The following is a 17,437-nucleotide window of genomic DNA, read 5'->3' on the forward strand; positions in this document are numbered from 1 at the left end:
GCACGGACGCAGGACATGAGCACTCCTGAGTACGGATCGGTCTGTTGGGTGAGCGGCGTGCCTTCGTAACGTCACGGCAAGTCCTCGCGAAAGAAGCGAGGTCAGTGCACCGCGACAGGCGAGGATCCCCTGTTTCCCGTGCGCATCGTGTCGTGAGAGCTGTCCCGTGGAGGTCCTGTCTTGTTCCGATTACTCAGCCGGCGCCCTCTCGCATCCTCTGCCTTGACCTTCGTCGTATCCGTGACGGCACTGCTGCTCCCTCCGGGTGCTGACCGCCCGAGGCCTCCTCGGCTGAAACGGCCCTGCCCTCTGCCCCGCGGCGGTCGCGGAGCAGAGGGCAGGGGCTACGAGCGCCGTACGGCTACGGCACCAGGACGACCTTGCCGACGACGGTGCCGGACTCCGCGAGCCGTACCGCTTCGCCGACCTCGGTGAGCGGCACGCGCGCGGCGACCTGGGGGACGAGTGCGCCGTCGGCGAGCAGGGCGAAGACCTGGGACAGGTCGGCGTGCAGCCTGGCGCGGAAGGCGCCGGGCCGGCGCCGGCCGGCCCAGATGTTGTAGAAGTGCGCCCCCTTGCCGTTGGGGAGCGCGTTCCACAGCGTCAGGCGGGCGAGCAGCTTGAGGACCGGGGCCCTGGACGAGCCCTGGACGTCGCGGGTCGAGGCGGTGCCGTAGGAGACCAGGGTGCCTTTGGCGGCGAGCAGGCGCCAGGAGGTGACGATGCCCTCGCCGCCGACGTGGTCGAACACCGCGTCGTAGCCCCGCGGAGCGTGGGCGCGCAGCCGGTCCTCCGGGTCGGGAGCCCGGTAGTCGACGGGCAGGGCGCCCAGGGCCCGGACGGCGTCGTGGTGCTTGGCCGAGGCGGTACCGACGACCCGGGCGCCGGCGACGCGGGCGAGCTGGACCAGGGTGGAGCCGACGCCGCCGTTCGCGCCGTGCACCAGGACCACCTGGCCGGGACGGACCTTCGCCAGGCGGTGGAGCATCTGCCAGGCGGTGATGCCGTTGACCACGAAGGTCTCCGCCTCGGCGGAGTCGACCGACCCGGGCACCTCGGTCAGGTCGCCGGCGTCGACGGTGACGTGGCTGGCCCAGGCCCCGGTCTTGGTCAGAGCGGCGAAGCGCCGCCCCAGCAGCTCGCGGGGAACGTCCTGCCCCACGTCCACGACCCGTCCGACGAGGTCGTAGCCGGGCACGAAGGGGAAGGGCGGCTGGTCGTAGTACTTGCCGCGGCGCATCTGCTGCTCGGCGAAGGAGACCCCGGCGGCCTCCATCGCCAGCACCACCTGCCCGGGACCGGCCGGGCGGGCGGTCCTGGTACGCACCTGGATGCCCTCCGGGTCCACGATCCCGGGCAGCACCGCTTCGGTGACGGTCGAGGTGAAGGCGGGGGTGGGGGTGGGGGAGTTGCTCATGGGAATGCTCCTTGTAGCGGGGGAGGCGGTACGTGGTCGGGTCGGGCGCGGAGCGGAGGTCACAGGGCGGTGTCCGGGATCCACGAGCCGTGGATCATGGCGGGCACCCGCCGGGGAAGGTGGACCGTGGCGATCGGGGCCGCGGTGAGGTCGGAGGCGTCGAGGACGAGCATCTTCGACGCGTCGGCGTTGAGGTCGCTCACGATGGTCAGGAGACATCCCTCGTCCTCGCCGGTGGTGCCGTCCGCCTGCACGAAGACCGCCTCGCTGGGGAGTTGGCCGGTGCCGAAGGGCAGCAGTTGGCGGGCGCCGGTGACGCGGTCGTACTTCACCAGGGTGTGGTTGCCGATGCCGAGGTCGTCGGGGAACGACAGGGCGTACTGGAAGCGGTGCTCGCTGCCGGTGAAGTTGTCGTTGATCGTGGGGAACTCCACGGTCAGGTCGTCGGTCTGCTGCTCGCGGACGGTCCCGGCGGTCAGGTCGACGGTCCAACGGCGGCTGTGGGACCCGGAGTTCGGTTCGGCGCCCCGGTCCTGGGCGCCGACCCACCAGTTCCAGGACCGCTGCCAGCCCTCGCGGCCCACCGTGGGGCCCTCGACGACGATGTGTCCGCGGGCGTCCTCGTAGGCGTTGGCGAAGTGCATGCCGTAGCCCTGAGCGATCTCGAACCAGCGGATCTGCCGGGCGCCGCCCGCGCCGCGCGGCATGACGCCGATCCGGGTGGCCTGTGCGTCGTTCCACCCGTACGGGATTCCGGAGTGCTCGGCGGGATCGAAGGTGACCGAGCCCTCCAGGAAGACCACGTAGTGCTCGGTGATCGCGAAGTCGTGCTTCAGCGCGGCGCTCGCGCCAGGCACCTCCTGGCTCTCCAGCACCTGGCCGTCGGCGGAGGCGACGTGGTGGATCAGGTACGGGGGGAAGGGCGAGGAGGCGAAGAAGTGCAGCTCGCCGGTGGCCGGGTCCTCCTTGGGATGGGCGGTCATGGCGGAGGTGAGCTTGCCGCCGAAGTCGTAGGCGCCGACCGTCTCCAGGTCGGCCGTCAGCTCGAAGGGCAGGGCCGCTTCCGACAGGGCCAGCAGGCGCCCACCGTGCTCGATGACGTGCGTGCCGGCCGTGCTGACCGTCAGATCCGGCCCCCGGTCGGTCATGTAGGGGGCGCCCTCCAGCGCGGGGGTGTGGACCCACCGGTTGCGGTACCACTCGGCACGTCCCTCGTTGAGGCGGATGCCGTGGACCATGCCGCTGCCCTTGAACCAGTGGGTGGGGGTGATGCCGGGCTTGGGGTTGTGGCTGTTGCGGATCAGTCGGCCGGTCAGGTCCGGGGGCAGGGTGCCTTCCACGGTCAGCCCGGTCGCGGTGATCTCGTCCACGACGGGGGAGTAGTGACCGGTCAGGTAGGGCTTGCTCGTCATCGTGGACCTCAAGTTCGTGAGAAGCGCCAGCGGTTGTATGTGAGTGGTCAGACACTCACTCTTCGGTGCCAAGAGAGGCGGCCGCTGGTCCGCAGACCTGGGCGGCCGCCTTCCGGGGCCGGATCAGTAATGCACGATTCCGGCCGTCAGGGTGCGGGTCCAGGGTGCCGAGACGGCCCCGGCGTCGATGGACACCAGCAGGTGGCAGAGCATGCCGGTGGCGAAGAACTGCTGGACCTGTTCCTCGCTGCCCCCCGACGCGCTGCGGACGTACTCGACGGTGCGGGCGTACCCTGCCCGGACCGCCTCACGGACGGCCGGCTCGGACACGGCGGCAGCTTGGGCGTGGAGCTGGACCAGCATCAGATCGTTGTCGCTGATCAGGCGTGCATAGGCGTCGCCCATGGATTCGAGGACCGCTTCGGGCGCGCTGCTCTCGGCCTTCGCCGCGCCGCTTTCCAGGGCGGCTCGCACGCGGACGAAGCAGTGCTCGACGACCGCGGTGAACAGGGCTTCCTTGTTGGGGAAGAGGCGGTAGACGTACGCCTGCGAGATGCCGGCGGCCTTGGCCACCTCCGACGTGGTGGTCCCGAAGTACCCCCGGGCCGCGAAGGCCCCGATGGCGGTGCGCAGGACTGTCTCCCGGCGCTCGTCGGCCGTGGACAGTTGGCGGCGTCGTTCCGTCTTCATGTGAGTACTCAATCACTCACACACATGGGTGTCAAGCGAGCCCCTCACGCGGGTGGCGCCCGTTCGAAAGCGAGGCTGGCCGGCCGCCGCCCTGACGGCGAACACTCTCCCGGTCGGCAGGCCGCACGGTGGCGGACACTTCCTGCCTCTGGCCGCGGCTTTCCGGACCGCTTGCGCGCAGGCGTTGGGGTCGCCGGGTTCTCGTCGTGCCTCCCGCACTCGCAGGTGCTGGTCGCCGGCCCCGCGCCCAAGGCCACCGCTTCCAGGGAGGGGAGATGCCGACTGCTCGAAGGGCGCCCACCTTCCTTCGCGCGGCCGTGAAGGGCGGGTGTCCCCGGCTTCCGCCGCGCGCTCTCGCGGCGCGGTCGGCGGTCCCGACGGTCAAGCTTCCCGAGAGTGCCGAGGTCGACTTCGGTCTCGACGGTGGCGGGGTGGGCGGAAGTAGTTGACGATCAAAGAGGGGGAGTGGTTGACTACTCACAAGTCGAAGGGCGAGTTAAGGCCCTGAACGCCTCGCCTTTCCGCGTCCCTTTTTGCGGGAAACCCGTGCCTCATTCGCCGACGTTCGGCGCGAGTGGCTAGTGAGTGAATAACCACACCTAAGCTCGCGATCGTCTCTTCCCTCCACTCACTTCGAAGGAACTGCCATGCTCACCACCGCCACCGCGATCCTCGCCGCGCTGCCCCTTGCCTTCGGAAACGCAGGGCCCGTACCGATCGGCATCGACGAGACGGCCCCCGTCATCACCCGGGACGACATCGTCATCCACGCCCCGCTGGAGCGCGTCTGGCGCGTCCAGACCGACGTCGAGAACTGGCCGGCCTGGCAGCCGAACGTCAGCTCCTCGGTCAAGCAGACCCCCGGAAGGCTGCGCCCGGGCTCCTCGTGGGTGTGGTCCACCGAAGGGCTGGAGGACATCACCTCGACGGTGAAGCAGGTACAGCCCAAGCGCCGCATCGTCTGGGGCGGACCGGCCCAGGGCATCACCGCGGTCCACGTGTGGACCTTCACCCGGGCCAAGGACGGAGTGCACGTACACACCGAAGAGTCCTGGACCGGTGAGCCCGTCGACGCCGACACCGAGTACCTCCAGGAAGCCCTGGACGCCTCGCTGGACCACTGGCTGCACAACCTCAAGCAGCGGTCCGAGCAGCTCCACCCCGAGCCCGGAACGCCGAGCGGACAGCGCTCCTGAACGTCAGCCGCGGGAACACGCCCCGCTTCCGGTCCGGACCGCTTCGCGAAAGGCATCATGTCCACCCCCGTCTCCGCACCGCGCCCGCATCGCCCAAGGCTCCTCCTCTCCCTCCTGGCCGGCGCGCAGTTCCTCGTCGTGCTCAACACGTCCATCGTGAACGTCGCCCTGCCCGCCATCGGACAGGACCTGGACCTCACGCCGACCGGTCTGGCCTGGACCGTCAACGCCTACCTCATCGCCTTCGGCGCACTGCTGCCCCTCGGCGGCCGCCTCACCGACCTCCTCGGACACCGCACGGCCTTCTTGTCCGGTCTCCTCGTCTTCGCCGCCGGATCCCTGGCCGCGAGCATCCCCTCGGGCGCCGGACCGTTCATCACCGCCCGCGCCGTCCAGGGAATCGGCGCGGCCCTGCTCTCTCCCTCCGGCCTGGCCATCCTGCTGGCCCACCGGCCACCGGGCCCCGGCCGCGGTAAGGCCCTGGGCATCTGGGGAGCGGCCTCGGCAGCGGGCGGAGCCGCAGGAGTCCTGCTCGGCGGGGTGCTCACCAGCAGCCTGGGATGGTGGGCCGTCTTCGCCGTCAGCGCGCTGGCCGCCCTGCCCTGCCTCGTGGCCACCCCCGTCCTCCTGGGCCCGAGCAAGCGCGAGGGCACCGCCCGGCTCGACGTGCCCGGCGCACTCACCGTCACCGCCGGCCTCACCCTCCTCGTCCACGGGCTCGGCGCCGAGGACGCGACCCCGCTGCCCGATTTCGTTCTCCCGGCGGCCGGGCTGACGCTGCTCGCGGCACTCATGCCGATCGAGCGACGCGCGAGGAACCCCCTGCTGCCCCCGGCACTGCTGCGCAACCGCTCCCTCGTCACCGGCAACATCCTGATGCTGCTGCTCGGAGCGGTATGGGTCGCCACGTTCTTCTTCCTCCCCCTCTACCAGCAGAAGGTGCTCGGCTATTCGCCCCTCGAAGCGGGTCTGACCCAACTCCCGCTCGCCGCCGCCCTCATGGCCGCGTCCTGGGGCGCGGGACGCCTGTCCAGGACCCTCCTGCCCGGCCTGCTGGTGCTCGCCGCCGGTCTGCTCTGGCTCGCCCGGCTCCCCGTCGACGGCGCGTTCCTGCCCGACCTGCTCGGCCCCTCCGTACTCATCGGCAGCGGCCTGGGCCTGGCCTTCGTACCCCTGACCGCCCTGGGCGTCGCCGAAGCCGAGCCGCGGCACGCCGGCATCGCGGGCGGACTGATCAACACCTCCAGGCAGGTCGGAGGCGCACTGGGACTCGCAGTCCTCACCCCCCTCGCAGCCCCGGCCGCCCCCGCACTCACCGCCCAGGCGCACGGATACCGCCGCGCCCTTGCAGCAGCGGCCCTCATCGCACTGCTGGCCGCCGCCGCGAGCGCCGTCCACCTGCTCCGCGGCCGCACCGGTGCGGCAACACCCCTGCCCGGCAGGTCTTGAAGCACCGGCCCGAGGCGCGTCCCTCGCTGAATCCCTCACCCCTCCCGGAGAACGTCATGGACATCGACCGCACCGCCCCCGTCGTCGTAGAACTGCACCAGACCGTGCACGCCCCGCTGGAAACGATCTGGCGGACGCACACCGATGTGGACTCCTGGCCGCAGTGGAACACCGGCATCGACACCGCCGCCCTGCACGGACCCCTCGCCGTCGGCGCGGTGTTCGACTGGACGACAGCCGGCCTCGACATCAGCTCCACCGTCGCCGAACTCATCCCCGGGCGCCGTATCGTCTGGGGCGGCCCCGCCCACGGCATCACCGGCATCCACGTCCGGGAGTTCGAGAAGACCGGCGACGGTGTGCGGGTGAGCACCCGCGAGTCCTGGGCGGGCGCCCCCGTCGAAGCGAACCCCCACGCCCTGCACCTCGCGCTCGAGGAATCGCTCCTGGCCTGGCTGCGGGTATTGAAGACCACCGCGGAGAACCGGAGCTGACCCCGGACGACCCCGCTGCCGACCCCGGCCGACCGCGTGAGCACCACCGGACGCCGATCCGGCGCCCTCCACCGACGCGCACAGCCGTCATGGCTGAGCGCCGGTCACCGCGGCTGTCGCGGCGCTCGCTGATCGTCGGCGGCGTCGCCGCGACGGCGGGTGCCCTGGTCCCCCTGGTCCGCACCTTCACCTCGGCCGAAGCACTCCCCGACGGCCCTCCGCTGCCCGAGCCGCCGGAACTCGACCTGCGCACGGTCCCCGGCAAGCGGCGAACTGATCGCACGCAGTTCCAGTCGGTCTTGGGCCGGCCATGCGAGAAGCCCGACAGCGTCGCCGCCGACAAGCACTCGTCCCACCGCTGAATTCCCTGGCCTGTTCTTACAGCTACGACCAACTGCTCAGGGCTGGATCCAGCGTGAGGAGCGGCGGTTCAGCGGTCCCGCGGAGGCGTCTTGCCGTAGTCCCTCGCGGTGCTGTGTCGGATGTGCCGTCACATCCGCCGGAAGACAGTAGCCATGGACATAGTAGCCATGTAATCTATTGGTCATGAGCAAGAGTTCACCGGGCCCCACGCCTGGTTTTCTGGTGTGGCGTCTCGCCAACAAGTGGCGCGTCGCGGTCGACCGCGCGGTGGCTCCGCTGGGCCTCACCCACGCGCAGTACTCGCTGGTCGCGTCGCTGCACGGCATGCAGCGCACCGGCGAGCGTCCCAGTCAGCGCCGGCTCGCCGACCACACCGGCCTGGAGGCGCTGTACGTCTCGAAGCTGGCGCGCGCCCTGGAGTCGGCCGGCCTGGTCGAGCGCACCCGCGACCCCCGCGACCCGCGCGCCGTGCAGCTTGCCCTCACCGAGCAGGGCCAGGCCGTCACACGGCGGGCCATCGCCGTGGTCCAGGAACTGCTTCAGCAGTTGCTGGAGCCGCTCGGCGGCCTCGACGCCCCGCGGACGCGCGCGTTCACCGACGAGCTGACGACCCTGCTCGACACGCCTCTCGCTCCACCCGTACCGAACGACAAGAACACCCGGAGGGCAGCACCATGACCAACACCGCACCCGTCGCCGACTCCCGCGCCCTCGGTCTGGCCCACTACGCCGCCCGCGGCGTCCTCGAGCGCGTCCTGGCCCGGCACGGCATCACGTTCCAGCAGCAGGTCGTCCTGCGCGCCGCCCTCACCGCTGACGCCCCGCAGGCACCGGGCGATCTCGTCGCCCAGGTCCAAGGCTCCCTCAAGGCCGACCCAGCCGAGATCCGCGCCACTGTCGACGAACTGCTGGCCGAGCAACTGCTCGTCGAGGACGGCGCCCACCTTCGCCCCACGGACGCGGGACGCGAGCTGATCGCCACCGCCGGTGCGGAGACCGCCCCCATCTCCGCCCGCATCTGGGGCGGCATACCCGCCGAGGACCTCGCCGCAGCCGGCCGCGTCCTCGCCCTGGTCACCGAACGCGCGAACGCGGAGCTGGAAGAGCTGACCTGACGGACTTTCAGCTCAATGCCGAAGCAAATGCCGGCCATTCATCTTTGAAGGACAACTCGGCGGTATCCGACCGAGAGATGGATCGGCGCTGCCACCGCCCTCCCGAGGAGCCTCGTCCGTGTGACAAGGCATGCCGACGACTCGGGTCGGTCCGGTCCCGCCCAGGTAGTCCGGCGGTGGCTGTGTGTCCCGGCACCGGAACGCCGCGGCGGCGCCCCGCAATCGGCTCGCCGTACGCCGGACGTCGGCGATCATGAGCGATGGCATGGCCGTGTTCCCGGTGCCGGCCCCATGTGCCTGGCAATGAGCGACCGCAGCCTCTTCATCTTCCGAGCCAACCCGGTGTTCGCCCGCCCGGAGGAGCACCTGACGACGATCCCTCACGCGACTTTCGTCCGCTCCCCGATCAAGGAGCGCCTGCCACTTCTCCTTCGTGGTCTCCTCGCCGAAGAGCGAGCAGGGACTGCAGATCATCTTCCCGTTGATCGGTCGCAGGGACCGCAACGTGATGGCGGCCGCCCTGCCCCTGACCGACTGACGGCCGGCCCGTCGGGGGCATGCGTGGCATGGCCCCGCCCCTGCGGCCGCTCGACACCGCCGCCGGGGTCAACGGACGAAAACGACCCCGCCCTTGGTTCAAGAGCTCCGGCGGACCGGGGCCGGCGACGAGGTCACGGCCGCTGTTTCGAACTGCTCGGTGTCCGCGAGGCCCTCGAACCAGCCGACGCCCTGGGGAAGCGGACGGATGCCTTGCGTCAACTCGTTCAGGATGACCATGCGTTCGTCCATCCCGCCCCACCCCCACAACAAGCCTGGCTGCCTACTCCGCACAGTCATCGGACCGGATCACGAAGTTGCGGGAGTACCGGGCGGTTTCGTTCGGATCATCGGGCGGACCCGGGGGAAGACGCCGTCGATGTGCAGTCCGGCCAGGTGAATGGCCGCGGTCTTCTCGTAGCGGGTGGCGATGTCGCGCCACTGCTTCAGGCGGTTGATGCACCGCTCGGCGGTGATGCGCTGTTCGTATGCCTCTCGTACGCCTTGTGGGCGGTGGAGACGGATGAGGCCGCGAGCCGGTTCGAGCGAGACCGTGGACGCCCGGGCCCTAACGCAGGGCGGCGGCGACCAGGCCTTCGAGGGCCTCGCGCGGTACTTCTCCGCCGTTCACCAGCCGGTCGAAGACCAGTCCGTCGATGCAGGTCAGCAGGAGGTGAGTGCGATTCTCGACGTCCGTCACGCCGTGCGCGGTGAGGAACAGCCGCACGGCCTCGCGGCCGGCGTTCTCGCGGGGTACGAGGATCTCGCGCAGCTCAGGGTCGCGCACGCTCTCGACGGCGCAGGCGTAGCGGGCGAGCGAACGGCGGCGGCCCTCGTCGGTGAGTCGGTGTCGGGTGAGCAGCGCCATTCCGTCCACCAGTTCCTCGACGGTGCGCAGAGGGGGAAGCTTCTCGGCCATCATCTGCAACTCTGCCTGGTCGAGTTGGACCAGGCGTGTGACCAGTCCGGTGAGCAGCGCGGCTCGGGTGCGGAAGTAGGCCGACGTGGTGCCGGGCGGCATGGCCGCTTTCCGGTCGACCGCACGGTGGGTCAGGCCGCGGATCCCTTCGTCGGCGAGTACGTCGATAGCCGCGTCCGCGAGGAGGGTGCGCCGATCCGAAGCCATGGTTCCTTTCTACACCTGTAGAGCCGTAGGTAGAGTTTCCTTCTACAGGTGTAGAAGGAGTGGGGGTTTCGGTATGGGCAACAGGGCAGTGGTGGTCGGAGGAGGTATCGGCGGGCTGGCCGCCGCGATCGGGCTTCGCCGCACCGGATGGGAAGTGACGGTCGTCGAGCGCACGGCCATGCTCGAGGACGCGGGGGCGGGCATCTCGCTGGCCGCCAACGGCCTGCGGGCGCTGGACGAACTCGGCGTCGGCGAGGCCGTCCGGGATGCCTCGCGAGGCCAGTACAACGGCGGCACCCGCACGCCACAGGGCCGTTGGCTGGTCAGGATGGACGGCTCGGCGCTGGAGAAGGCGGTGGGCACGCCGATCATGGGCATCCCTCGCTCCACCTTGCACCGACTGCTTCGCGACTCCCTGCCCGCCGAGGCACTGCTGATCGGCTCCGAGTCGGACTCGGTGGAGCAGATCGGCCCCGGGACGGTTCGAGTCGGCTGCGGCGACACGGTCCTGGACGCCGATCTGGTGGTGGCGGCCGACGGCATCGGCAGCAAAGTGCGCAGCCATCTCTTCCCGGCCCACCCCGGCCCGGTCTACAGCGGCTCGACGGTGCTGCGCGCCATCACCGAGCAGGCGGTCGACCTGCGCACCGACTTCGAGCTGACCTGGGGGCGCGGGGCCGAGTTCGGGCACATCGCCTTCCGCGACGGGCGGGCCGAGTGGCATGCCGTTCTCGACCTCCCTGCCGGGACGCGGTTCGCCGACCCGCTGGCCGAACTGCGCAGACGATTTCACACCTGGCACGACCCCATCCCCGCCCTGCTCGATGCGACCCGGCGCACCGCCGTGCTGCACCATGATGTCAACGAACTCCGCACACCGCTCCCTTCGTACACGGTCGGCCGGATCGCGCTGCTCGGTGACGCGGCGCACGCGATGACGCCCAACCTCGGTCAGGGTGCCTGTCAGGCGCTGGAGGATGCGGTCACCCTGGCCGCCGCGCTCGCCACCGAGCCCACCATCGAGGCCGCGCTCGCTCGCTACGACGCCGAGCGCCGACCGCGCAGCCAGGCCGTTGCGCGGGCCGCCCGGCAGGCCGGGAGGATGGGTCAGCAGCTCTCCCACCCGCTGGCCGTCGCCCTGCGGAACACGGCGATGCGGCTGACACCCTCCCGCGCCGCGACGCGCATGATCCTTCGGCACCACGCCTGGGTCCCACCACACCTGAGCTGATCCGATTCGCACCTCGCCAGGGTTCGTCTTCGAACGGGGCTTGCCCAGAGCAGGAAGGGCGCGGGGGTGACCGTTGCTTCGTAGGAAGGGGCGGTCTTCTCGTGTCCGGTGGCGATCCTGCGGAAGCCCTTGGGCCGGTTGGAGCAGCGCTCGATCGTGTTGTGCCGTCGGTAGGTCTCCCGGTCTGACCCTGGCGGTCGGCCACCGTGGCAACCGGGCCTCAGCCGGTGCCGTCGCTGGTCGGTCCTCTCGGGGACGGTGTGCGCGATGCCGCGTTTTCGCGGGTGGGCACGGAAGCCACCGGACTCACCTCCACCCACCACACGCACCGAACTTACGGAAAGATCAGTAGTGCTCCGGCCGGACTTCTGCATGTGCCTTGATCAACGGCCTGGCGGTGGGGAGTGCGGCAGGGGTGCGGCAGGAACGGGACGGTCCTGTCCGAGGCGCAGTGGCACTGCGACGGACTGGTGATGAAGGGCTGGGTGCAGTGACCCGTCGTCTGACCTGCCCGGATGAAACCGATACGGTCCGTTCCCCGAAGCAGACGAGTTCCGGGGGACGGGCCGTGTCCGTGTTCCCGGAGCGGCCGGAACGCAATAGTCCACACACAGCACGTCATTGTCCACACCCGCCGCTCTAGGCTCACAGTGAGCCGACCGCGCGGCCCCGGTGGTGCACCCGCACAGCACGACACCTCTCCAGACCCCACGGACGGAGTTCCCCATGCGCAGGACGAGCGCACGGTTCACCCTGGTCGGAGCCACGGCGGCAACGGCCGTCGCGATGGCCGTGATCGGAGCCACCACCGCCAGCGGATCCGCCGCCGCGGAACCGACGGCGGCCGCTGCCGGACCCATCGGCTTCGGTGCCGCCACCACGGGCGGGGCCGGTGGCAGCACGGTGACCGTCAGCACCGCCTCCGCCTTCATAGCGGCGGTGCAGAGCACCACCACCCAGGTGGTCCGGGTCAACGGCACCATCGCCCTGTCGTCGATGACGAAGGTCGCCTCGAACAAGACCATCGTCGGCGTCGGCACCGCCGGGAAGATCACCGGCAGCGGGCTCAACGTCGCCAACGCGAACAACGTGATCATCCAGAACCTCACGTTCACCGGGTCCAACGACGACGCCATCAACGTCCAGTACTCGACGAACGTCTGGATCGACCACAACGACATCTCCGGCGCCAACGACGGAGCCGTCGACATCAAGCGCGCCTCGACCAATATCACGGTGTCCTGGAACCGCACCCACGACCAGGACAAGAACATGCTGCTGGGCCACTCCGACAGCAACGCGTCCGAGGACACCGGCAAGCTGAAGGTGACCTACGCGTACAACTGGTTCGACGGCACCAACCAGCGCAACCCGCGGGTCCGCTTCGGCAACCCGGTGCACGTGCTGAACAACTACTTCAGCGACATCGGCTCCTACGGGGTGGCGTCCACCGAGAACGCGGGCGTCCTGGTGGAGAGCAACTACTTCGAGAACACGGAAGACCCCTACCACCTCGGTGAGGGCAGCTCCGACGCGGGCTCGCTCGTCGCGAGGAACAACCACCTCGTCAACTCCGGCGCCGGGCAGACCGGCGGCTCCGTCGCCTCGATCCCGTACAGCTACACCGCGCAGTCGGCGTCCACCGTCAAGGCGACGGTGACCGCGGGCGCGGGTGTCGGCAAGATCTGACCCGCACCACCGCGCGAGGCCGGACCGGTGACCCCCGTGTCACCGGTCTTGCCACACGCCGCCACCTCTTCTAGGTTCCCCCACGCCCCGGCGGCACCGCACCGCCGTCGCGGGACCCCGGAGGAGGGCGACCAAGGGGGCGCAGATGGCCGTAGATCCGTGCGCCGCGGCCGGCACGGCGCAGGCGCCGAACCGTCCGCTCACCGTGGGACTGCTCACCGCCAACATCCATCTCGGCGTCGGCGCCACCCTGTGGTCCGGCGTCCGCGCCGCCGCCCGGCGCAACGACGTCAACCTCGTCTGCTTCCCCGGCGGCAACCTGCGCCACGGCGACGTGACCCGCAGCGAACTGTACGAACTCGTCGGACCGGCCCGGCTCGACGGTGTCGTCTGCTGGAGCTCGACCCTGGGACTGCCCTCCGGCGGCCCCCGGGCCCGCGGCCTGCTGCGCCGGCTGGCCCACCTGCCGCTGATCAGTCTCAACCAGCGGCTCAGCGACCACGCCGATGTCCTGTCGATCGACTCGCACGCGGGCATGCGCAAACTGGTCGGGCACCTCGTCGTCCGGCACGGCCGCAAACGGCCCGCCTGCATCCGCGGCCCGCTCGCCAACCCGGTCTCGGAGGAGCGCTACCGCGCCTTCGTCGACGCGCTGCGCCACCACGGCATCCCGCACGAGCACACCCATGTGGGCGCCGCCGCCGACTTCGCCGCGTCGGCCGGCGCGTCGGCGATGCGGACACTGATCGAGGCCCGCGGCCTCATCCCGGGCGTCGACTTCGACGTGGTGGTCGCGTGCAGCGACGTCCTGGCCGGCGGAGCGCTGCGCTACCTGACCGACCGCGGGGTGCGCGTCCCGGAGGACATCGCGGTGGTCGGCTTCAACGATTCCCCCGAGGCCCGGCTCGGCGACCCGCCCCTCACCTCGGTGGCCCTGCCCTTCGCCGAACTGGGCGCGCTGGCGGTGGACACCCTCGTCTCCCGATTACGCGGAACCCGGCCACCGGACCGCACCACCATCCCCGCCACCCTGGTGCCGCGCCGTTCCTGCGGCTGCCCCTATCCCACCACGTACCCGCCCGCACCGGTTCCCCCGGCGGTGTCCGGGCGTACGGCGGCGCCCGTCGAGCACCGGCCCGAGGGCTGGGCGGCCCTGGACTCGGTGCTGCCGTCCGCGGGAGCCCCGCTCGCCGCGGCCTTCCACGCCGACCTCCTGGATTTGGGCCGCGCGCCGGGCGCTCCCGGTAGGCCGGCCGGCGAGGCGGTGGACCCCGGCGAGCGGCCCGGCGGGTTCCTCTCGCTCGTGGAGCAGCTGCTGCGCGGCCACGCCGGGACCCAGACCGAAGTCGACCGCTGGCACCAGGCGTTGGAGGACGCACGCCGTGGCGTGGTCGACGCACTGCCCCTGCCGCGGCGCGGGGACGCCGAGCTGCTGTTCGGGCGGGCCCGCCTCCTCGCGGCCGAACGGTCGCGTGCCCTGCTGGAGTACGAACGCTGGTCCCAGACCCAACGCGCGCGCAGACTGAGGCGGTTCGGTACTGCCCTGACCACGGTCGTGGACCTGGAAGGGCTCTCCGACGTGATGGAACGACACCTCACCGAGCCCGGTGTCCCGCACTGCCGGGTCGTCCTCCACGACAGGTCGGGCGCATCCGCCGGCCCGGCCGCGCGCGGCATGGCGCGCATCCTGCTCACCCCGACCGAGGAGCGGCCCGCCGGAACCTCCGGCGTCCTCGGCGGTCCCGCGTTCCCGGCCGGCCTGTTGCTGCCCGACGCCCTGCTGCCCCGCGACGGCCGCTTCACCCTAGTCCTGGAACCCCTGCACATCGGCGACGAACACCTCGGGGTGGCCGTGTTCGACGCGACCTCCACCGAAGCCGCGGACCACGACGGCGCCCTCTACCGGGAACTGGGCGACCAGCTCAGCGCCGCACTGAAGGGCATCGGCCTCTTCGACGAGGTGCGGCGGGCCCGCGACGCGGCCGAGCAGGCGAGCCGCTTCCGGACCCGGCTTCTGACGCATGTCACCGACGAGGTGCGCGCCCCGGTGGAGGCCATGCTCCACCACGGCGGCGACCCGGCAGAGGCGCTCACCGAGGTGCGCCGGGACGCCGAACGGGTGCTGCACCTCATCGAGAACCTGCTCGACCTCGCCCGCCTGGAAGCCGGTGACCTGCTGCTGTCGCGAAGGCTGCTGGACCCGCTGCCCGTCCTGGCGCGTGCCTGCACGACTGCGGCGGCCGCGCGGCCCGCGCACTCCGGCTGGCTGCTCGACCTGCCCGAGCGGCTGCCGCCGGTGTGGGTGGACGAGGCACGGCTGGAGCAGATCCTGCACAACGTCCTGACCACGGCCGCCGGCCGGGCAGGCGGCGGCTCACCCGAGGTCACCGCCGTCCTCGACCTCTCCGGCATACGCGTCACGGTGGCCGTCCCCGACGCCCGCGCACCGTCCGCGCGGCCCGGCCGGCTCCTCGACGTCGGCGTCTCCGCGGCCCGTCGGCTGGCCATGATGCACGGCGGGGCGCTGACCGTCGCCGGGACCGCACGCCGCCCGGAATACGTCCTGCACCTGCCCCTGCCGTCGCCCGACGAGCAGGCGCACCTGGCCCGGGGCGGCGACGGGCCGCTCCTGGTCCTCACACCCGGCGAGATCGGCGCGGACGTGGAGGCGCTCGCGGCCCGGCACGGGCTGGAGGTGTACCGGCCCGCCGCCGAGCACGACGTCATCCCGTCGGTGGAACGGCGCACCCCCGCGGCCGTCGTCTGGGACGCGACCCCCGACCGGCCGCAGGAGTGGCGGGCCGTGCAGCGACTGCACGACCATCCCCTGCTGCGGCACACGCCGTTCCTGCTGTTCGGAGCCGACGGCACCGATCTGCGGCACGCGCTGCGGGCGCTGCGGCCCGACGGGTTCGCCGCCCCCGTGATCGTCGCGGGCGGCTCGCGGGAGTCCCGGGAGACGCTGCGCCGGCTGGCCGAGGCCGCGCTGCCCGACCACCCCGTCCGGGTGGCGGCCGACGCGACGACCGTCCTGTCCCTGGTCGCCGAGGAGAGACCACGGCTGGTGCTGCTGGAACGGGCCCTCCCCGACATGCAGGGACTGGACGTCGTGGACCGCCTGCACGACGGCGCGGGCCGGGCGCTGTGCCCCGTCGTCGTCGCCGGACACGAAGGGCTGACCGCGGCCGACGCGCGACGCGGCCGACCGCACCCGGCTCTGCTCATGCTCGACCTGGACGTCTTCGCCCCGCACGAGGCGGCGGCGCTCGTGCGTGACCTGGCAGGCCAGGACAGCTGGCTCCCGTCGCGCACCCGGGACGTCCTCGACGAGGCCCTGGTCTTCCTCTACGAGCACTGGCGGCGGCAGATCTCCCGCTGGCAGGTGGCGCAGGCCGCCGGGGTCAGCCCCGACCACCTCGGCAAGCTCTTCCAGCAGCGCTACGGCCTGACGGTCTGGGAGTACCTGACCCGGGTGCGGATCGGGCGGGCCGCGGAGCGCCTGCGGCTGAGCGACGACAGCGTGCAGAGCGTGGCCCGGGCGGTGGGCTTCCGCGACCGCGCCTACTTCAGCCGGGTGTTCCGCCGGGTGACCGGTGTCGCCCCGCACTTCTACCGCGAGGAGACGGCCGCCGGCCCGAGACCATGAGGCGGAGGCCGGAACCAGTGGCCACCGTGGAGGGCTCCGTGCACGACCCGGCTATGCGCACGCGGTCCGCGTCGCGGGCGTGACCCGATCGTCAGCACGACCCGCGTAAGGAGCGGGACCCGGCCTCGCATGACGCCCGCCACCGGCAGGCAGCGGAGCCGGCATACGCCGCCCTCGGGAGGGGGATCGAGCGCCTGTGTCGGCGGACTGCCCGCTCCGGGGGAGGCCTCCGGTCACGCTCCCGGAGTGTTCGGCCGGGTGGTCGCGGTCACCCGGCGCGCTGGGTCGTCTCCCCTGCCTGGGCGGGCACAGCGGGCAGAAGGACGGTGCAGGAGGCGCAGCGTCGGGCCTGGGCGGGAACGGGGCTGAGGCATTCGGGACAGTCCCGCTTGGGTGCCTGGACGTCGTGGTGCGGGGCGAGACGTTCGTGCAGCTTGTTGATCGGCAGCACGACCAGGAAGTACAGGGCGGAGGCGAGGAGGAGGAAACTGATCGCCGCGTTGACGAAGGCGCCGTAGGGGAACACGGTGGACCCTACGGTGAAGGTCTTGCGGCTCATGTCGCCCGTGACGCCGGTGGCCAACCCCACCAGTGGTGTCAGGAAGGCGCTCACGAAGCCGTTCACCACCGCGGTGAATGCCGCCCCGATGACGATACCGACGGCCAGGTCGACCACGTTGCCGCGCAGGATGAAGCTGCGGAAGCCCTTCACCTTCTCACTCCTTGGGACTCTTCGACATCGACGGGAGGGACGCGGGGTTCGGGCGGTCCGTCCCCCTCCCAGATGCCCTGCCACACCGCACCGATGCCTCGGGAGTCGGACACCAGTGCTCTGCCGGGCCGGAACGGCAAGGAAGGGTCGGGCCCGTCCGCGCACGCCCGTACGTCGCGTGATCACCGGGCTGAGCCCGGAACAGGGGCGGATCTGCTGCCGGCCGCTCCGCGGCAGCACCGAGCGTTTTCCATCCTCACGCCGACGCCTGATGAAGGACGAGAACGGCCTGGACGATCGCCGTGATGCGAGCGGTGCCGCGGCGGAGCTTCCGTAGAAGGCGCCAGCCCTTCCGGCATG

At 71.3% G+C, this 17,437-nt stretch carries 15 protein-coding genes and 1 pseudogene; 9 read left to right on the plus strand and 7 right to left on the minus strand.

What is annotated here, in order from left to right; genetic code table 11:
- Positions 1 to 361: 361 nt before the first annotated feature.
- The 3 genes from ACIF8T_RS25895 to ACIF8T_RS25905 all read right to left on the minus strand — a co-directional run bounded on the left by ACIF8T_RS25895 (position 362) and on the right by ACIF8T_RS25905 (position 3,519).
- Positions 362 to 1,417: a medium chain dehydrogenase/reductase family protein gene (locus ACIF8T_RS25895; RefSeq protein WP_400038479.1), complete on the minus strand. Its 1,056-nt coding sequence runs from the start codon at positions 1,415 to 1,417 to the stop codon at positions 362 to 364.
- A 59-nt stretch (positions 1,418 to 1,476) separates the two neighbouring features.
- Positions 1,477 to 2,829: a carotenoid oxygenase family protein gene (locus ACIF8T_RS25900; protein ID WP_400038480.1), complete on the minus strand. Its 1,353-nt coding sequence runs from the start codon at positions 2,827 to 2,829 to the stop codon at positions 1,477 to 1,479.
- Positions 2,830 to 2,952: 123 nt separating this feature from the next.
- Positions 2,953 to 3,519: a TetR/AcrR family transcriptional regulator gene (locus ACIF8T_RS25905; RefSeq protein WP_400038481.1), complete on the minus strand. Its 567-nt coding sequence runs from the start codon at positions 3,517 to 3,519 to the stop codon at positions 2,953 to 2,955.
- A gap of 647 nt (positions 3,520 to 4,166) precedes the next feature.
- Between ACIF8T_RS25905 and ACIF8T_RS25910 the strand changes: the two genes are divergently transcribed.
- The 6 genes from ACIF8T_RS25910 to ACIF8T_RS25935 all read left to right on the plus strand — a co-directional run bounded on the left by ACIF8T_RS25910 (position 4,167) and on the right by ACIF8T_RS25935 (position 8,136).
- On the plus strand, positions 4,167 to 4,715 hold the full coding sequence (locus tag ACIF8T_RS25910; RefSeq protein ID WP_400038482.1) for an SRPBCC family protein: 549 nt from the start codon (positions 4,167 to 4,169) through the stop codon (positions 4,713 to 4,715).
- Positions 4,716 to 4,772: 57 nt separating this feature from the next.
- Positions 4,773 to 6,164, plus strand: a complete 1,392-nt coding sequence (locus tag ACIF8T_RS25915) for an MFS transporter (protein ID WP_400038483.1) — start codon at positions 4,773 to 4,775, stop codon at positions 6,162 to 6,164.
- Positions 6,165 to 6,220: 56 nt separating this feature from the next.
- Positions 6,221 to 6,658 (plus strand): SRPBCC family protein, encoded by a 438-nt coding sequence (locus ACIF8T_RS25920; protein WP_400038484.1) that lies wholly within the window; start codon positions 6,221 to 6,223, stop codon positions 6,656 to 6,658.
- A gap of 89 nt (positions 6,659 to 6,747) precedes the next feature.
- The gene (locus tag ACIF8T_RS25925) at positions 6,748 to 7,020 is read left to right on the plus strand and encodes a hypothetical protein (RefSeq protein ID WP_400038485.1); all 273 of its coding nucleotides are present in this window, start codon (positions 6,748 to 6,750) and stop codon (positions 7,018 to 7,020) included.
- A gap of 184 nt (positions 7,021 to 7,204) precedes the next feature.
- Positions 7,205 to 7,699, plus strand: coding sequence for a MarR family winged helix-turn-helix transcriptional regulator (locus tag ACIF8T_RS25930; protein WP_400038486.1), 495 nt, complete (start codon positions 7,205 to 7,207; stop codon positions 7,697 to 7,699).
- The gene (locus ACIF8T_RS25935; RefSeq protein ID WP_400038487.1) at positions 7,696 to 8,136 is read left to right on the plus strand and encodes a MarR family transcriptional regulator; all 441 of its coding nucleotides are present in this window, start codon (positions 7,696 to 7,698) and stop codon (positions 8,134 to 8,136) included. Before ACIF8T_RS25930 ends, ACIF8T_RS25935 begins: the two co-directional genes overlap by 4 nt.
- Before the next feature lie 636 nt (positions 8,137 to 8,772).
- Here the strand turns inward: ACIF8T_RS25935 and ACIF8T_RS25940 are convergent.
- Positions 8,773 to 8,925 carry a hypothetical protein gene (locus ACIF8T_RS25940; protein WP_400038488.1) on the minus strand — a complete coding sequence of 51 codons (153 nt, stop codon included), beginning with the start codon at positions 8,923 to 8,925 and terminating at the stop codon, positions 8,773 to 8,775.
- A gap of 316 nt (positions 8,926 to 9,241) precedes the next feature.
- Positions 9,242 to 9,799, minus strand: coding sequence for a TetR/AcrR family transcriptional regulator (locus ACIF8T_RS25945; RefSeq protein ID WP_400038489.1), 558 nt, complete (start codon positions 9,797 to 9,799; stop codon positions 9,242 to 9,244).
- Between the two features lie 73 nt (positions 9,800 to 9,872).
- On the opposite strand from ACIF8T_RS25945, the gene ACIF8T_RS25950 reads away from it, so the two are divergent.
- The 3 genes from ACIF8T_RS25950 to ACIF8T_RS25960 all read left to right on the plus strand — a co-directional run bounded on the left by ACIF8T_RS25950 (position 9,873) and on the right by ACIF8T_RS25960 (position 16,365).
- The gene (locus ACIF8T_RS25950; RefSeq protein WP_400038490.1) at positions 9,873 to 11,030 is read left to right on the plus strand and encodes an FAD-dependent monooxygenase; all 1,158 of its coding nucleotides are present in this window, start codon (positions 9,873 to 9,875) and stop codon (positions 11,028 to 11,030) included.
- Positions 11,031 to 11,756: 726 nt separating this feature from the next.
- Complete coding sequence (locus tag ACIF8T_RS25955; protein WP_400038491.1) at positions 11,757 to 12,719, plus strand: polysaccharide lyase family 1 protein; 963 nt, start codon at positions 11,757 to 11,759, stop codon at positions 12,717 to 12,719.
- 145 nt (positions 12,720 to 12,864) lie between these two features.
- Entirely contained in the window at positions 12,865 to 16,365 is a 3,501-nt protein-coding gene (locus tag ACIF8T_RS25960) for a substrate-binding domain-containing protein (protein ID WP_400038492.1), read from the plus strand.
- Positions 16,366 to 16,633: 268 nt separating this feature from the next.
- Here ACIF8T_RS25960 and mscL read toward each other — a convergent pair whose 3' ends face one another.
- Both mscL and ACIF8T_RS25970 read right to left on the minus strand, forming a co-directional pair.
- Positions 16,634 to 17,077, minus strand: a complete 444-nt coding sequence (mscL, locus tag ACIF8T_RS25965) for a large conductance mechanosensitive channel protein MscL (protein ID WP_400038493.1) — start codon at positions 17,075 to 17,077, stop codon at positions 16,634 to 16,636.
- 256 nt (positions 17,078 to 17,333) lie between these two features.
- A pseudogene (locus ACIF8T_RS25970) lies at positions 17,334 to 17,429 on the minus strand (IS5/IS1182 family transposase); the annotation flags it as partial.
- Positions 17,430 to 17,437: the final 8 nt, after the last annotated feature.

It is taken from the genome of Streptomyces sp. NPDC085946 (assembly GCF_044540485.1).
Taxonomy (GTDB): Bacteria; Actinomycetota; Actinomycetes; order Streptomycetales; family Streptomycetaceae; genus Streptomyces.